Origin of the sequence: Bacillus sp. FSL K6-1003, assembly GCF_037964945.1 — a bacterium.
Lineage (GTDB): Bacteria > Bacillota > Bacilli > Bacillales > Bacillaceae > Bacillus > Bacillus mojavensis.
In genome coordinates this window covers 3,278,943-3,294,944 of the sequence record NZ_CP150176.1, presented here as the reverse complement: position 1 = coordinate 3,294,944, position 16,002 = coordinate 3,278,943, and the positions used below count along the sequence as shown (strand labels likewise).

Sequence of the window (16,002 nt, the reverse complement as noted above, 5' to 3'; positions counted from 1 at the left end):
GTAAGGAGGATTTTTTTACGGAATCATCCAGCTGAAGAACTGGTGCTGCAAAAAGGTGATGATACAGACGAGCAGCAGCAAAAACAAGCTGTGCTTAATTGTAAAGCGGAAAAGATCCGACTCCTTCCCGGCGAGTCCGACTGCCGCACACGCGACCGCGATCGATTGCGGAGAAATCATTTTGCCGGTGACGCCGCCTGATGAATTGGCCGCGACCGATAGAACAGGGTCCATTCCGACCGATAAGGCCGTTACTTTCTGCAGGTTGCCAAACAGCAGGTTAGCTGACGTATCCGAGCCGGTAATAAAAACGCCGAGCCAGCCGAGAACCGGCGAAAAGAAGGTAAACATCGAGCCTGTCAGCGCAAGCGTCATGCCGAGCGTCGTGCTCATCCCCGAGGAGTTGGTGACATATGCAAAACCAACGACCGAGGCGATCGTCAAAATCGGAAATTTCAATTCCTGCAGTGTTTCGCTAAAAACAGCTCCCCAGTCTTTCCACGAAATCGACGTGATGAATTTTGACAGCAATGCGGCAATTAAAATTGCGGTGCCTGCCGAACCGAGGACCTCAAGCTTATAGACCGCTTCAATCGGAGTGCCGTCAGCATTGACAATCTGATTGTTCAAAAAAGGCACCCCAGGAGCAAAAGTCAGCTTTTCTCCAATCACATTCAGCCACTTCAAGAAAACGGCTGTGCCTTCGTAATGCCCTGTCAGCGCGGATTTGACCGAAGGAATGCCCCAAACAGAAATCATCACCGTCAGCAGCAGAAACGGCGACCAGGCCTTAAAAATCTGCCCGCCGGTGTAAGCCGGTGCATCAGGGTGCAGTTTTGCCGTTTCAATCGCGGCTGCCGATTCCTGTTCCCCCGCAAACCGGAATGTTTTCTTCGGCTTCCACCATTTTAAAAACACAGCTAGCGCAGCCATCGACACTAGCGCCGACAAAACATCCGGCAGCTCTGGCCCCAGAAAGTTGGAGCTGAGATACTGAACAGCGGCAAAGGAAACACCGGAAACGAGAATCGCCGGCCACACCTCAAAGGCTTTCTTGAACCCGCTCATAATGATAATTAAATACAGAGGAATAAATACTGATAAAAACGGCAGCTGACGCCCAACCATCTGAGAAATCTCCATCGCCGGAATTCCGGTAGGCCCTTCAACGGCTGTAATCGGAATCCCAATCGCCCCGAAGGCTACTGGTGCTGTATTGGCAATCAAACAGATTCCCGCCGCATAAAGAGGGTTAAAACCGAGGCCGACAAGCAACGCGGCTGAAATCGCGACCGGCGCCCCAAAGCCCGCCGCCCCTTCTAAAAAAGCCCCGAATGAGAAAGCGATCAGCAGCGCCTGAAGCCGGCGGTCGTCGGTAATGGAGAGAACAGAGCTGCGAATAATATCAAACTGTCCCGTTTTTACGGTGATTTTATACAAAAAAACAGACGTCACAATGATCCAGCCGATCGGCAGAATGCCGTATACGGCTCCTTGTGTAGCGGACATCAGCGCTTTTTCCGCCGGCATTCCGTAAACCAGTACCGCAATCAGCAGCGCGATTCCCAAGGTGGACAATCCCGCGGTATACCCCTTCATTCGTTTAATGGCGAGTGCCCAAAAAAAGAAAATAATCGGTACAAGTGCGGCAAGCGCAGATAAAAGCAAATTTCCCCCTATAGGCGTATAGGCCTGTGTCCATTGCATCCCAAACCCCTCCTTCAAACATAACCGGCTTTTTGTAAGCGGTTTCTAAAGATGATATGATCATCTGATGACTGGATAATAAGACCAGTTACCTAGCATTATATTTTGAAAAAAATCAAAGTACAAGACTTTTTAACGAAATTATCTAAATCTTTTGGCGGCGCCCAAAAGGGAGTATAATAGATCGTAAACAGCCAGACCTACAAGTTGCGGGGTGAATTGCATTGAAATATAAACAGATTAAAACAAAGAAGATATATGAAGAAGTAGCAGATGCATTATTAGAAATGATTAAAAACGGCCAACTGAAGCCAGGGGATAAATTAGACTCCGTTCAGGCGCTTTCCGAAAGCTTTCAAGTCAGCCGTTCAGCGGTGCGCGAAGCGCTTTCCGCATTAAAAGCGATGGGGCTTGTCGAAATGAAACAGGGCGAAGGCACTTACCTGAAGGAGTTTGAACCCGATCAAATTTCTCAGCCTCTGTCAGCCGCACTTTTAATGAAAAAAGAAGATGTCAAACAGCTGCTCGAGGTCAGAAAACTGCTTGAAATCGGCGTGGCTTCATTAGCTGCCGAAAAACGGACAGAAGAGGATCTCAAAAGCATTTATGCGGCATTAAAGGAGATGGGTGAGATTGAAACAGACGGGGAGCTCGGTGAAAAAGCAGACTTCGCTTTTCATTTGGCACTTGCTGACGCTTCACAAAACGATCTGCTCAAACATTTGATGAATCACGTATCATCATTGCTTCTGGAAACCATGAGAGAAACGCGGAAAATCTGGCTGTTTTCCAAGAAGACCTCGGTGCAGCGGCTTTACGAGGAGCATGAACGGATTTATAATGCCGTGGCTGCCCAGGACGGAGCAAAGGCGGAAGAAGCGATGCTGGCACACTTGACGAATGTGGAAGATGTCCTTTCGAGATATTTTGAGGAAAACGTCCAATAACCGACTCATTTCCCGGGCAATGCTGCTCGTGCATACAAACAATCAAGACTGAGCTGCAATGGTTCAGTCTTATTTACTTTGTGCAGCTTACACTGCTTGACATTTAAGAAAAAGGAAGTAAAATGTTTTACTAAAATGGTCACTGGCATGCTTAAAAATGGAGGCAGATATAATGGCGACAATTAAAGATATCGCACAAGCCGCGGGATTTTCGATTTCAACCGTTTCCCGCGTTTTAAATAACGATGAGAGCCTTTCTGTACCGGACGAGACGCGTGAAAAGATCTATGAAGCCGCAGAGAAACTTAATTATCGCAAGAAAACTGTAAGGCCGCTGGTGAAACACATCGCTTTTTTATATTGGCTGACAGATCAAGAGGAGCTGGAAGATGTCTATTTCAAAACAATGAGATTAGAAGTAGAGAATTTGGCGAAAACCTTCAATGTCGACATGACGACCTATAAAATAACGGACGGTATTGAATGCATTCCAGCTCATACAGAAGGTTTTATTGCCGTGGGCACCTTTTCTGATAAAGAATTAGCGTTTCTCAGAAATCTGACGGAGAACGGCGTTTTTATTGACTCTTCCCCTGATCCCGACCATTTTGATTCGGTCAGGCCGGACTTAGCGCAAATGACGAAGAAAACGGTAAACATCCTGCTTGAAAAAGGGCATAAGAATATCGGATTTATTGGCGGCACGTACAAAAATCCGAACACGAATCAGGATGAAATGGATATTCGTGAAAAAACGTTCCGATCCTATATGCAGGAAAAAGGGATGCTGGACGAGCGCTATATTTTATGCCACCGCGGCTTCTCCGTCGAAAATGGCTACCGCCTGATGACTAAAGCGATTGAAGCATTGGGCGATCAGCTTCCGACCGCCTTTTTTATCGCGGCAGACCCGATCGCGGTCGGCTGTCTGCAAGCCCTGAATGAAAAAGGCATCGCGATACCAAACAGAGTGAGCGTCGTGAGTATCAATAACATCAGCTTTGCCAAGTACGTCTCTCCGCCGTTGACAACCTTTCATATTGATATCAAGGAACTATGTAAAAATGCTGTGGAATTATTGCTTGAGCGAGTGCTGGAAAAACGGAAAACGGTTAAAACGTTATATATGGGGGCTGAATTAATCGTTAGAAAGAGCCTAAATTAAATCATATTTCAAAATGGCTTAGGAGTCTAAGTCATTTTTTATTTGATAAAAAAATTTACCGATGTTAGTAAATAGTTTGTTTACACATTTTCTCAGCCGTGCTATATTATTTTTAAAGCGCTTTCATTAAGAGCGAAAGGGTGACAATTGATGAAAATGGTAAAAAAGTACGCCGGTGTCATGCTCTGCGTGGCTGTCAGTTTATCTTTAACCGCCTGCGGCCCGCAGGAAAGCAGCAGCGAAAAAACAAGTTCAAAGGGCTCGGAGCTTGTCGTGTGGGAGGATAAAGAAAAAAGCATCGGCATTAAAGACGCTGTTGCCGAATTTGAAAAAGAGCATGATGTAAAGGTCAAAGTTGTTGAAAAACCTTATGCCCAGCAGATTGAAGATTTGCGTATGGACGGTCCGGCCGGCACAGGGCCTGACGTGTTAACGATGCCCGGTGACCAGATCGGAACGGCTGTCACAGAGGGATTAATCAAAGAATTAAACGTCGAAAAAGATGTTCGATCGCTCTACACAGACGCATCCATTCAGTCTCAAATGGTGGATCAGAAGCTTTATGGCCTGCCTAAAGCCGTCGAAACAACAGTGCTTTTTTATAACAAAGATCTCATCTCAGAGGACGAATTGCCGCAAACGCTGGAAGAGTGGTACGACTACTCTAAAAAAACGGCTGATGGCAGCAAATTTGGATTTTTAGCCTTATTTGATCAAATTTATTACGCGCAAAGTGTCATGGGCGGGTACGGCGGATATATCTTTGGAAAGGATAAGGACGGAAACGATGACCCGTCTGATCTTGGAATCAATAATGAAGGCGCTGTCAAAGGTGCTGAGCTGATTCAGAAGTTTTATCAAGACGGCTTATTCCCGGCCGGCATTGTCGGAGAGCAGGGAATCAATGTACTCGAATCGCTGTTTACAGAAGGAAAGGCTGCCGCGATAATCTCAGGCCCGTGGAATGTAGAAGCCTTTTCAAAAGCGGGAATTGATTATGGCATCACAAAGCTTCCTAAGCTGGAAAACGGCAAAAACATGAGCTCGTTTATCGGCGTCAAAAGCTACAATGTCAGCGCATTTTCAAAACATGCAGAGCTGGCGCAAGAGTTAGCCGTTTTTCTGGCTAATGAAAAGAATTCTAAAAAACGATATGAACAAACGAAAGAAGTTCCGGCCGTTCAATCTTTAGCGAGTGACAAGGCGATCATGAAAAGCGAAGCGGCACGGGCGGTCACCGAGCAATCCCGCTACTCAGAGCAGACGCCGAATATACCGGAAATGAACGAAATATGGACCCCGGCGGATTCAGCATTACAAACGATTGCAACAGGAAAAGCGAACCCAAAAAAAGCCTTAGATCAGGCTGCTGAAACGGCCAAAGGGCAGATGAAGGCAAAGCATAGCGGAAAATAAAGAGAAAAGAAGATTTGTATTGTAAGAGAGGTGAAAACGGTGCAGCATCGTAAAGTCGCTTTGTTACTGTCAATCATTCCGGGCCTTGGGCAATTCTACAACAAACAATGGATAAAAGGCCTCTTGTTTCTCCTACTGGGCGCATCGTTTTTTGCGGTATTTGGAGATTTGCTGAATATGGGGCTTTGGGGAATTTTTACGCTGGGAACAGAAGTGCCGCGGGATAACTCGGTGTTTTTGCTGGCGGAAGGCATTATCGCTGTCATTGTGACATGCTTTGGACTCGCGGTATATTATGTGAATTTGCGAGACGCTTATCAAAGCGGAAAACGGCGAGATGAAAAGAAGCCTATGAGCTCTCTCAAAGAACAATATCAAAATATTATTGCTCAAGGCTATCCATATGTCGTCAGCGGACCATCTCTGTTTATTTTAATTTTCGCAGTGATCTTTCCCATCTTATTCAGCTTTGCCTTAGCTTTTACAAACTATGATTTATATCATTCCCCTCCTGCTAAATTAGTAGATTGGGTTGGTTTTCAAACATTCACTGATATTTTCACTGTTGATATTTGGCGCTCGACCTTTTTTGATGTGCTGGCTTGGACAGTGGTGTGGACACTTTGTGCCTCCACTCTGCAAGTCAGTCTGGGGATATGTCTGGCGATCATTGTGAATCAGAAAGACATCCGGTTTAAACGGTTTTTCCGGACCATTTTGATTTTGCCATGGGCTGTTCCCGGCTTTGTCACGATTTTAATTTTTGCCGGTTTGTTTAACGATAGTTTCGGCGCAATGAATCAAGACATCTTGGCTTTCTTTGGCATTGATCCGCTTCCGTGGATGACAGATGCGAATTGGTCGAGGCTGGCGCTGATCCTCATGCAGGGCTGGCTTGGTTTTCCGTATATCTTCCTTGTTTCAACGGGTGTTTTGCAATCGATTCCTGAAGATCTTTATGAAGCGGCGACAATTGATGGCGCTTCCATCTTCTCAAAGCTGAGATACATCACGCTCCCGATGGTGTTCATTGCGATGTCTCCGATTATCATTACACAGTTCACATTTAATTTTAATAACTTTAATATTATTTATCTTTTCAATGGTGGCGGTCCGGCTGTAGCCGGATCAACAGCCGGCGGAACAGATATCCTTGTATCGTGGATTTATAAATTGACGATGCAGTCGAGCCAATATTCCCTTGCGGCTGCTTTAACCATTTTATTGTCTGTGTTTGTGATTGCCATTGCATTGTGGCAATTCAGACAGACGAAGTCTTTTAAAGAGGAGGCATAAGACATGCTGGCAGATATGAAGGTCAGAAAATTTGTGCGGCTCCTTTTCTCTTACTTGTTTTTAGCCTGCATGGCGGTCATCATTGTGTATCCTCTCCTTTGGACGGCAGGCGCCAGCTTTAATCCCGGCAACAGTTTAATCAGTACATCCCTCATTCCGAAGAATCCGACATTTGACCACTACAAAGAATTATTTGCGGGCAAAGAAAGCCTTCAATATGTGCAGTGGTATATCAACTCGATAAAAATCAGCCTGTTTACGATGGCTGGCTCACTGATCTGTGTGACGTTTACGGCTTATGCATTTTCCCGCTTTCGGTTTAAAGGAAGGAAATACGCATTAACACTCTTTTTATTGCTGCAAATGATCCCTCAGTTTTCTGCTTTGATTGCCCTGTTTGTGCTGGCTCAAATATTAGGAATGGTCAATAGCCATTGGCTGCTGATCCTGCTTTATATCGGCGGCCTGATCCCGATGAATACGTACTTGATGAAAGGATATATGGATTCCATTCCGATTGATTTAGACGAAAGTGCAAAAATGGACGGAGCAAGCAGCACGAGGATCTTTCTGCAGATCATCCTGCCTTTATCAAAACCGATGGCGGCAGTGGTTGCGATGAATGGCTTTACCGGTCCGCTCGGAGATTTTGTTTTGTCATCAACGATATTGAGAACAACGGAATCATATACATTGCCCGTAGGCTTATTCAATTTAGTCAATGATGTCATGGGAGCAAGCTATACGACATTTGCGGCGGGTGCCTTGCTCATCAGTATACCGGTCGCCGTCATCTTTATCATGCTGCAAAAGAACTTTGTGTCCGGATTAACCGCAGGCGGAACGAAAGGATAAGAGAATAAGGGGGAGAAAATCATGTCAAAGCTTGAAAAAACGCACGTTACAAAAGCGAAGTTTATGCTCCACGGAGGAGACTACAATCCTGATCAATGGCTGGATCGGCCGGATATTTTAGCCGACGATATAAAGCTGATGAAGCTTTCCCATACCAATACGTTTTCTGTCGGCATTTTTGCATGGAGTGCGCTTGAGCCGGAGGAAGGTGTATATCAATTTGATTGGCTTGATGATGTTTTTGACCGTATTCACAGCATCGGCGGCCGTGTCATTTTAGCAACGCCGAGCGGAGCGCGTCCTGCCTGGCTGTCGCAAACCTATCCTGAAGTGCTGCGGGTCAATGCCTCCAGGGTGAAACAGCTGCACGGCGGACGGCACAACCACTGTCTGACGTCCAAGGTCTATCGTGAAAAAACGCGGCACATCAACCGTTTATTAGCAGAAAGATACGGCGGTCATCCGGCGCTTTTGATGTGGCATATTTCCAATGAATATGGAGGAGAATGCCACTGTGACCTATGCCAGAACGCTTTCAGAGAGTGGCTGAGAATGAAATATGACAATAGTCTCAAGGCATTGAATAACGCGTGGTGGACACCGTTTTGGAGCCATACATTTAATGACTGGTCTCAAATTGAAAGCCCTTCCCCGATTGGAGAAAATGGCTTGCATGGACTGAACTTAGACTGGCGCCGGTTTGTCACGGATCAAACCATTTCGTTTTATGAAAATGAAATCATTCCGCTGAAAGAACTGACGCCTGATATTCCTATCACAACGAACTTTATGGCTGACACACCGGATTTGATTCCGTATCAAGGCCTGGACTACAGCAAATTTGCAAAGCATGTGGATGTCATCAGCTGGGACGCTTATCCTGTGTGGCACAATGATTGGGAAAGCACAGCAGATTTGGCGATGAAGGTCGGCTTTATCAATGATCTTTACCGAAGCCTGAAGCAGCAGCCCTTTTTATTAATGGAGTGTACGCCCAGCGCTGTCAATTGGCATAACGTCAATAAAGCAAAGCGTCCCGGCATGAACCTGCTTTCATCTATGCAAATGATTGCCCACGGATCAGACAGCATTCTCTATTTCCAATTTCGAAAATCACGGGGATCGTCGGAAAAACTGCATGGGGCGATTGTGGATCATGACAACAGCCCAAAGAACCGTGTCTTTCAAGAAGTGGCAAAAGTCGGGGAGACATTGGAAAAGCTTGCTGATGTCGTTGGAACGAAGAGGCCGTCTGAAGCTGCTATTTTGTATGATTGGGAAAATGACTGGGCGCTTCAGGACGCTCAGGGGTTTGCAAAAGCGACAAAGCGTTATCCGCAAACACTGCAGCAGCATTACCGCACTTTCTGGGAACAGGATATCCCGGTCGATGTGATTACAAAAGAACATGATTTTTCAACGTATAAGCTGCTGATCGTCCCCATGCTGTATGTAATCAGTGAAGAAACCATTTCGCGATTAAAGAAGTTTACGGCTAACGGGGGCACCTTGGTGATGACGTATATCAGCGGAATCGTCAATGAGCATGATTTAACGTACACAGGCGGTTGGCATCCAGACTTGCAAACGATATTTGGAATTGAGACGCTCGAAACAGATACGCTGTATCCGAAAGATCGAAATGCTGTCAGCTATCGCAATCAAACGTATGAAATGAAAGATTATGCAACGGTGATCGAATTGAAAGCCGCAACGGCAGAGGGTGTGTATCAGGATGACTTTTATGCGCATACCCCCGCGGTTACAAGCCATCAATATGAACAAGGAAAAGCGTATTTTATCGGCGCGCGTTTAGAGGATCAATTTCACCGGGATTTTTATTTGAGTTTGATAAAAGAACTGTCTTTATCTCCGGTTTTTCCGGTTAAGCATGGAAAAGGCGTCTCCGTACAGGCGAGACAGGATCAGCACAATGATTATATTTTCATCATGAATTTTACGGAACAACAGCAGCTGGTTTCGTTTGATAAGCGTGTGAAGGATATCGTTACTGGTGAAATGCTTTCAGGAGACTTGATCTTGGAAAAATATGAAGTGAGAATTGTCGTGAACTCACATTAGGTGTGCCTCCGCTCGATATGGGCGGGGTCTTTTTTGAAATCGCTTACGTGAGAGGGTGGAAATATGAAAAGCAAAATCATCATGCTGTTAGCCGCTGTCATCGTCTGGAGCGGGACCGGAAGTTCGACTGGGTATGCTGCGGCAGAGGGGAAGAAATATGTATCGGAGCTTCGTGCGGATGACCTTTTTGTTAAAAAGGTAGCGGGCATGAACAAGGACTTTATCAAAGGAGTTGACGTGTCGAGCATTATTGCTTTAGAGAACAGCGGTGTGACCTTTTACAATGCAAGCGGGAAACGTCAGGACATCTTTACAACCTTAAAGCAAGCAGGCGTCAACTATGTCCGCGTCCGCATCTGGAATGACCCGTATAACGCTCATGGCAATGGTTATGGGGGAGGCAATAATGATGTTCAAAAAGCCATCCAAATCGGAAAAAGGGCAACCGCGAATGGGATGAAGCTGCTGGCAGACTTTCATTATTCCGATTTCTGGGCTGATCCTGCAAAACAGAAGGTGCCAAAAGCTTGGGTGAACTTAAGCTTCGAAGCAAAGAAAGCAAAGCTCTATGCATTTACAAAACAAAGTCTGCAGGCCATGGTCAGGGAAGGCATTGATATCGGTATGGTACAGGTCGGAAACGAAACAACAGGAGCATTTGCCGGTGAAACGGATTGGAGGAAGATGAGTCAATTATTCAATGAAGGTAGCCGGGCAGTCAGGGAAACAAATCGAGACATATTGGTCGCGCTGCATTTCACCAACCCAGAAACGCCAGGACGATATTCATATATTGCTGAAACCCTCAACAAAAACAAAGTCGATTATGATGTATTTGCCAGCTCATATTATCCATTCTGGCACGGTACGTTACACAATTTGTCCTCCGTACTGAAAGCTGTTGCGGATACGTACGGCAAAAAAGTCATGGTGGCGGAAACGTCATACACCTATACGGCTGAGGACGGAGACGGACATGAAAACACAGCGCCTAAAAGCAGTCAGACGCTGCCATACCCGATTTCAATGCAAGGCCAGGCAAATGCCGTAAGAGATGTGATGGACGCAGTGGCAAAAACAGGACCGGCCGGACTGGGTGTTTTTTATTGGGAGCCTGCATGGGTTCCTGTCGGCCCGAAGACGCAATTGGAGAGAAATAAAACGATATGGGAAACATACGGTTCCGGCTGGGCCGCCAGCTATGCAGCCGAATACGATCCTGAAGACGCAGGTAAGTGGTACGGGGGAAGTGCAGTGGATAATCAAGCTTTGTTTGATTTCAACGGACACCCGCTGCCGTCCTTGCAGGTATTCAAATACGCGGAAACAGGCCATATCCCGAAAAATCACTGAAAAAATGAAAATCCATGAGGCGTAACAATGCATTGTTATCTCTCATGGATTCTTTTATTTTACATCTATTAAAATAAAACACTCATCATCATTTTTAGGCTCAGCTTGAAGAGATGAGAGGATTTTGTTTTTCAGTTCAGTTATAGGTAAAACAGGATGATCCTTTAATAAACGGATTAAATAACATGAAGCCGTCGGGTCCATCACACCGTCTGTATACAGAAGCAGCCTTCCGCCGTGTGTATAGTGAAGGGTGCTTGACTGAAACACCGCTTCTTCAAACATCCCGATTGGCGGAGCGGTTGTGTCCAGCGTTGATTGGGTTCCCTTAGCATCCTGCCATAATGCGGGCGGATGGCCCGCGTTGACATATTCAATTCTTTGCCGGTCTGTATCAATGATAAGACAAATAGCGGTGCAATAATGCCTTGCCTCCTCATCGTTTTGAAACAAGCTGTGAAGATGGTAGTCTAACTCTTTCATGACTTTGTCGGGACTGAGTCCCTGCGTCATTAATCGCTGGAACAAAGGATGGAGGGACATCGTAACTAATGCAGAAGAAATGCCGTGTCCCATTACATCAAGGATGATCAAGCCGTAGCGGTGCTCATCGATTTGATAAAATCCATATAAGTCGCCTGATAAGTCACTGGATGCTTTATAATACGATTCAATTTGAATATGATCCGTCATCATCGGTTCGGTCAATGAATTTTCTTGGATCTTTCTGGCGAGTTCAAGCTCTCTTTTTGTATTCGATCTGAATTGCTGATTTTCCTTATTGATCGCGAGAAGCTCTTCTTGTTTCTCCTTCAGCGTCCGCAAAGCATTTTCTAACTCCGCATTTGCTTTCTGTTTGGCGAGCAGTGCTTCCTCGACCTCGTTTCTGGCAATCAGCAGCTCATTTTCATATTCGTTTCGCTTCCGCATCGGAATGACAACGCATTCTGTTACAGCAGCTTCCTGATCCGTTCTCTGAACAGCGTTTACTAGGACCGGGATTTCTTCCCCATTGTTTGTTTCCAGGGAGATGTACATTTCTTCAATGTGTTGCTCCAGCTGCAAAAGCGGAACAAAATAAAGCTGATAAAAAAGCTTTGCAGGAACGGTTAAAAGAGCATTGATATGCTGGCCGATCACCTGTTCCGGTTCATAATCAAGAATCTTAAGCAAGGTGTGATTGACAGCTAAAATTGTACCCTCTTCAGATAAAGTAAGGAAACCGCATGGTGCATAATTCAATTGTTGATCCATTCAGAGGGTCACCTCTATCCCTTTCGTTCCTAAATCACGTATGCATTCAAATAATCCCTGATCAGCTGTACTGTCTCTTCGGGATGGCTCATATGCGGGCAGTGCCCGTTGGCTTTCATCTGTATGAGTGTGCTGTAAGGGAGATGCTTTTGCATATACTCACCTACTGCTGACGGTGCAATGACATCATTCGAACATTGCAGGATAAGCGAAGGCACGGTCACCTTTGGAAGATCTTTTCGGTGATCTGAAAAAAACGCCGCCTTTGCGAATTGCCGTGCGATGATAGGATCAGTAGAACAAAAACGGCTTTCCAGCTCTTCCTTAATTTCTGGACGATCCGGCTGATTCACTACGGTCGCCGCAAAAACGGTTGCCCAGCCAATGTAATTTTTCTCCATCATCTCGATTAACCCAAGGAGCTGCTCTTCCTCAAAACCTCCGTAATACTCAGGCGGATCATTTAAATAGCAAGGAGAAGGCCCCACCATAATCAGTTGTGAAAAAAGCTCAGGACGGCGTAATGATGCAAGCATGCCAATGACAGCCCCGACAGAATGCCCCACAAACACAATTTTTGACAGATCTAAGGCTTCGCAAACATCGATAACATCTTGTGCATAGCCGTCAAGTGTGCTGTAACGATTCATATCATATGCCCGCAAATCAGAATTCCCCGCACCCACGTAATCAAATAAAATCAGCTGATATTCGTCTTCAAAGGCAGGAACTACGGCATCCCACACACTTTGATCACACCCGAATCCAGGTGCAAATACAATTGGTGTTGTGCCGTTCCCCCTCACCTTCACATGATTCCTAGTCAAAATTGATTGATTCATAGTCTGCTCCTTTCAGCCAAAACGACATGAAGATTACTATGTATATCATACCACTTTGGGGTGTGAATTGCGGGCATTCTATGAAAGTAAATAGGAGTCTTGCAGATAGAGGACATGCGGCATGGAGAGCAGGATTGATGGGAAGATGTAGCGGGAGGATTGCCTGGGTGCTGGAAATAATATAAGGCGGTCATATCATCTGAATGAGACAAATGACATTTGTCATCTCATAATCATGACACCCCTTACTAAAAATTATATGTTCCGGTATTTTACAATTGATGTAAGCAATCAGGAGGTGCTCATGTGATGAATGAGGTTGTGTCAGTAAGAAATGTCACAAAATATTTTCAGCAAAAAACAGCAGTGAAGAACATTCAATTCAGCATAGGAAAAGGAGAGATTGTCGCCATCCTCGGCCCGAATGGCGCAGGGAAGACAACAGCGATCTCTATGATGCTGGGATTGCTGAAGCCAAGTGAGGGTGAAATCAAATTATTTAACCGTCAGCCTGATGAAAAACAGGTGCGTCAAAAAATCGGCACCATGCTGCAGGAGGTAAGTGTTATGCCGGGATTAAAGGTTTGCGAAACCCTCGAGCTTATCCGCAGTTATTATCCCCATCCATTATCCATGAAAGAGCTTGTTTCGCTGACAGCACTCACAAAAGAAGATTTGAAAACACCGGCAGAGAAATTATCCGGCGGCCAAAAACGCCGTCTGAGCTTTGCTTTGGCACTTGCTGGCAATCCGGAGTTACTAGTATTTGATGAACCGACTGTCGGAATGGACACGACATCCAGACACCAGTTTTGGAAGACAGTGAATAGCTTGGCGGATCAAGGAAAGACCATTATTTTTTCAACTCATTATCTACAGGAAGCAGATGATGCCGCACAGCGCATTTTGTTTTTTGCTGAAGGACGGCTTGCCGCAGACGAAACGCCGAAACAAATCAGGGCAAGGATTCAGAAACAGTCTGTTTCTTTTAAGGTTTCATCGGATGAATCATTGGAAAAGCTTTATCGGCATCCGGAAGTAGAACGAGTGACGCAAAAGCATCAGCGAGTCAGTATTCAAACGTCAAATACTGATAAAGTGTTGGCGCTCATCTTTCAAGAACACATCAATGCACGTGATATTCGAATCGAACAAGGAACACTTGATGAGGCATTTCGACAGCTTGCTGACGGGAACAGGGAGGCGATGTGAGATGAACATGTTAAGGAAACAGTGCATAGCTGAAATGAAAAGGGTGCTCAGGAATAAATATTTTGTGTTTTGGTCGCTTGTTATGCCGATTGCCTTTTACTATCTCTTTACAAACGTAGTGAATACCAATGTCGCTGACAAAGGCGCCTGGAATGCCCATTATTTAATGTCTATGACTACTTTCAGCGTAATGGGTTCGTCTATGATGACGCTTGGAATCCGCTTGGTACAAGAACGGGCACAAGGCTGGTCAGTTTTTATCCGCATCACGCCTCTGCCGGATCATATTTATTTGGCGGCTCAGATGATCGGGCAAAGTGTCATTCATCTTTTATCTATTACTGTCATCTTTCTTGCCGGCGCCATCATAAACGGCATTGACTTGTCACCGTTTGAATGGGTCATGAGCGGGCTTTGGATTTTAATTGGGGCATTTCCGTTTTTAGCGTTAGGGACATTAATCGGTCTCATGAGAAAAGTAGAAACGGCAGCCGGGGTCAGTAATGTGCTTTACATGCTGCTGGCGATAAGCGGGGGCATGTGGATGCCGATCGAGGTCATGCCGGACATATTGAAAAACATAGGTCAATGGCTCCCGTCTTATCATTTTGGGAGCGGAGCGTGGGCTCTTGTTCAAGGCGAGCTTCCAACCTGGAAAAATATTCTGATGTTAATCGCTTATTTACTGATCTTCATGCTACTATTTAAGTATATAAGAAGAAAACAAGAAGCGGTGTAATACATGAAACTTATAAAATCCATATTTCCAAAGCATTTCGGTTTTTTCCCTTATATCTTTTTGGTGTATACCATTATGCCGTTTCTTTCTTTATTGAGAGAATCAGGCAGCAAACAAGTGCTGGGATATGGCATGCTGCTCCTGTTTGTTGTGACATATCGTCAATTGTTCGTCAGTGCGGACAGACCTTCATTTACGTATTGGTTATGCGCGCAAATGGCCATTATTTTTATTTATAGTTTGTTTTATCATATCAGCTATATTTATTTAGGCTTTTTCCCGGCAAACTTTGTGGGCTATTACCGTGAGAAAACGAAGTTCAACCGTGCTTTCTTTGGGCTTGTCTTCATGCTGATATTTCCTTGCCTGTATCATTTTCTGGCGGATTCGGCTTCGATCAGGGAGCTGTTTTCTGTTCTGCCGTTTCTGGTCATTATGCTGATTTCTCCCTTCGGAATTCGTTCCATGTTTCGAAGAATAGAGCTTGAAAAAAAGCTTGACCAAGCCAACGAACATATAAAGGAACTCACCAAAAGGGAGGAACGTGTTCGGATAGCACGCGATCTTCATGATACACTCGGCCATACCCTCTCGCTCCTCACGTTAAAAAGCCAGCTGATTCAGCGGCTGGCGGCAGCAGATGCAGAACGGACCAAGCTTGAAGCGAAAGAAATGGAAACAAGCTCGCGTGCGGCACTCAAACAAGTTCGTGAGCTTGTTGCGGATATGAGAACGGTCACCATGACGGAAGAGCTAGCCAACATTCGGCACATTTTAAGAGCGGGTAATATTACCTTTCAATACGAAGGGACCGAAGATTTTTCAGACATCTCTCCCGTCACTCAAAATATTGTCAGTATGTGTATGCGGGAGGCAGTGACAAATATCATCAAGCACAGCAAAGCGACCCATTGTGCAGTCACCATTTCTCAATATGCCGACAAAATGACCGTTGTGATACGGGACGACGGAACAGGAGCGGTGAAGGAGAAGATGTTTGGAAATGGATTGCGGGGAATGGAAGAGCGGCTGATGTTTATTGACGGAGGACTGACTCTTTCAGCCCAAAACGGAACGGTGTTAACACTGACGATTCCGCTCATTAGAAAAGCAGAATGATAGGAGGAGGACGAA

General features: G+C 45.4%; 13 protein-coding genes. 10 read left to right on the top strand and 3 right to left on the bottom strand.

What is annotated here, in order from left to right; all coding sequences use genetic code 11:
- Window positions 1–15 precede the first annotated feature (15 nt).
- On the bottom strand, window positions 16–1,707 hold the full coding sequence (gene lutP / locus NSU16_RS16865; protein ID WP_268504619.1) for an L-lactate permease LutP: 1,692 nt from the start codon (window positions 1,705–1,707) through the stop codon (window positions 16–18).
- 224 nt (window positions 1,708–1,931) lie between these two features.
- On the opposite strand from lutP, the gene lutR reads away from it, so the two are divergent.
- The 7 genes from lutR to NSU16_RS16830 all read left to right on the top strand — a co-directional run bounded on the left by lutR (window position 1,932) and on the right by NSU16_RS16830 (window position 10,821).
- On the top strand, window positions 1,932–2,654 hold the full coding sequence (gene lutR / locus NSU16_RS16860; protein WP_339191574.1) for an L-lactate utilization/bacilysin biosynthesis transcriptional regulator LutR: 723 nt from the start codon (window positions 1,932–1,934) through the stop codon (window positions 2,652–2,654).
- A gap of 172 nt (window positions 2,655–2,826) precedes the next feature.
- A complete protein-coding gene (locus NSU16_RS16855; RefSeq protein ID WP_229149281.1) occupies window positions 2,827–3,819 on the top strand; it encodes a LacI family DNA-binding transcriptional regulator in 993 nt (330 codons plus the stop codon).
- A 150-nt stretch (window positions 3,820–3,969) separates the two neighbouring features.
- Window positions 3,970–5,235 carry an extracellular solute-binding protein gene (locus tag NSU16_RS16850; protein ID WP_268447130.1) on the top strand — a complete coding sequence of 422 codons (1,266 nt, stop codon included), beginning with the start codon at window positions 3,970–3,972 and terminating at the stop codon, window positions 5,233–5,235.
- 39 nt (window positions 5,236–5,274) lie between these two features.
- Window positions 5,275–6,531, top strand: a complete 1,257-nt coding sequence (ganP, locus tag NSU16_RS16845; protein ID WP_339191571.1) for an arabinogalactan oligomer ABC transporter permease GanP — start codon at window positions 5,275–5,277, stop codon at window positions 6,529–6,531.
- A 3-nt stretch (window positions 6,532–6,534) separates the two neighbouring features.
- A complete protein-coding gene (gene ganQ, locus NSU16_RS16840) occupies window positions 6,535–7,386 on the top strand; it encodes an arabinogalactan oligomer ABC transporter permease GanQ (protein WP_339191569.1) in 852 nt (283 codons plus the stop codon).
- 18 nt (window positions 7,387–7,404) lie between these two features.
- Window positions 7,405–9,468 carry a beta-galactosidase gene (locus NSU16_RS16835; protein WP_339192709.1) on the top strand — a complete coding sequence of 688 codons (2,064 nt, stop codon included), beginning with the start codon at window positions 7,405–7,407 and terminating at the stop codon, window positions 9,466–9,468.
- A gap of 63 nt (window positions 9,469–9,531) precedes the next feature.
- Window positions 9,532–10,821 carry an arabinogalactan endo-beta-1,4-galactanase gene (locus tag NSU16_RS16830; RefSeq protein ID WP_339191567.1) on the top strand — a complete coding sequence of 430 codons (1,290 nt, stop codon included), beginning with the start codon at window positions 9,532–9,534 and terminating at the stop codon, window positions 10,819–10,821.
- A 54-nt stretch (window positions 10,822–10,875) separates the two neighbouring features.
- On the opposite strand, the gene NSU16_RS16825 is transcribed toward NSU16_RS16830, so the two are convergent.
- Together NSU16_RS16825 and NSU16_RS16820 are read right to left on the bottom strand one after the other, a co-directional pair.
- Window positions 10,876–12,075 (bottom strand): SpoIIE family protein phosphatase, encoded by a 1,200-nt coding sequence (locus tag NSU16_RS16825; RefSeq protein WP_268504622.1) that lies wholly within the window; start codon window positions 12,073–12,075, stop codon window positions 10,876–10,878.
- A 29-nt stretch (window positions 12,076–12,104) separates the two neighbouring features.
- The gene (locus NSU16_RS16820) at window positions 12,105–12,917 is read right to left on the bottom strand and encodes an alpha/beta hydrolase (RefSeq protein ID WP_026014611.1); all 813 of its coding nucleotides are present in this window, start codon (window positions 12,915–12,917) and stop codon (window positions 12,105–12,107) included.
- Between the two features lie 306 nt (window positions 12,918–13,223).
- On the opposite strand from NSU16_RS16820, the gene NSU16_RS16815 reads away from it, so the two are divergent.
- Genes NSU16_RS16815 through NSU16_RS16805 form a run of 3 tightly spaced genes read left to right on the top strand, consistent with a single transcriptional unit; the run spans window position 13,224 to window position 15,987 of the window.
- Window positions 13,224–14,129 carry an ABC transporter ATP-binding protein gene (locus NSU16_RS16815; RefSeq protein WP_168748785.1) on the top strand — a complete coding sequence of 302 codons (906 nt, stop codon included), beginning with the start codon at window positions 13,224–13,226 and terminating at the stop codon, window positions 14,127–14,129.
- Between the two features lies 1 nt (window position 14,130).
- Window positions 14,131–14,868, top strand: coding sequence for an ABC transporter permease (locus NSU16_RS16810; RefSeq protein WP_326331491.1), 738 nt, complete (start codon window positions 14,131–14,133; stop codon window positions 14,866–14,868).
- A 3-nt stretch (window positions 14,869–14,871) separates the two neighbouring features.
- Window positions 14,872–15,987: a sensor histidine kinase gene (locus NSU16_RS16805; RefSeq protein ID WP_339191563.1), complete on the top strand. Its 1,116-nt coding sequence runs from the start codon at window positions 14,872–14,874 to the stop codon at window positions 15,985–15,987.
- Window positions 15,988–16,002 lie beyond the last annotated feature (15 nt).

Bases quoted from the DNA above. Each gene is read 5' to 3' on its own strand.
- NSU16_RS16820 (WP_026014611.1), bottom strand. From the start codon at position 12,917: ATGAATCAATCAATTTTGACTAGGAATCATGTGAAGGTGAGGGGGAAC.
- lutP (WP_268504619.1), bottom strand. From the start codon at position 1,707: ATGCAATGGACACAGGCCTATACGCCTATAGGGGGAAATTTGCTTTTA.
- NSU16_RS16855 (WP_229149281.1), top strand. From the start codon at position 2,827: ATGGCGACAATTAAAGATATCGCACAAGCCGCGGGATTTTCGATTTCA.
- NSU16_RS16805 (WP_339191563.1), top strand. From the start codon at position 14,872: ATGAAACTTATAAAATCCATATTTCCAAAGCATTTCGGTTTTTTCCCT.
- NSU16_RS16830 (WP_339191567.1), top strand. From the start codon at position 9,532: ATGAAAAGCAAAATCATCATGCTGTTAGCCGCTGTCATCGTCTGGAGC.
- ganQ (WP_339191569.1), top strand. From the start codon at position 6,535: ATGCTGGCAGATATGAAGGTCAGAAAATTTGTGCGGCTCCTTTTCTCT.
- NSU16_RS16825 (WP_268504622.1), bottom strand. From the start codon at position 12,075: ATGGATCAACAATTGAATTATGCACCATGCGGTTTCCTTACTTTATCT.
- NSU16_RS16850 (WP_268447130.1), top strand. From the start codon at position 3,970: ATGAAAATGGTAAAAAAGTACGCCGGTGTCATGCTCTGCGTGGCTGTC.
- NSU16_RS16810 (WP_326331491.1), top strand. From the start codon at position 14,131: ATGAACATGTTAAGGAAACAGTGCATAGCTGAAATGAAAAGGGTGCTC.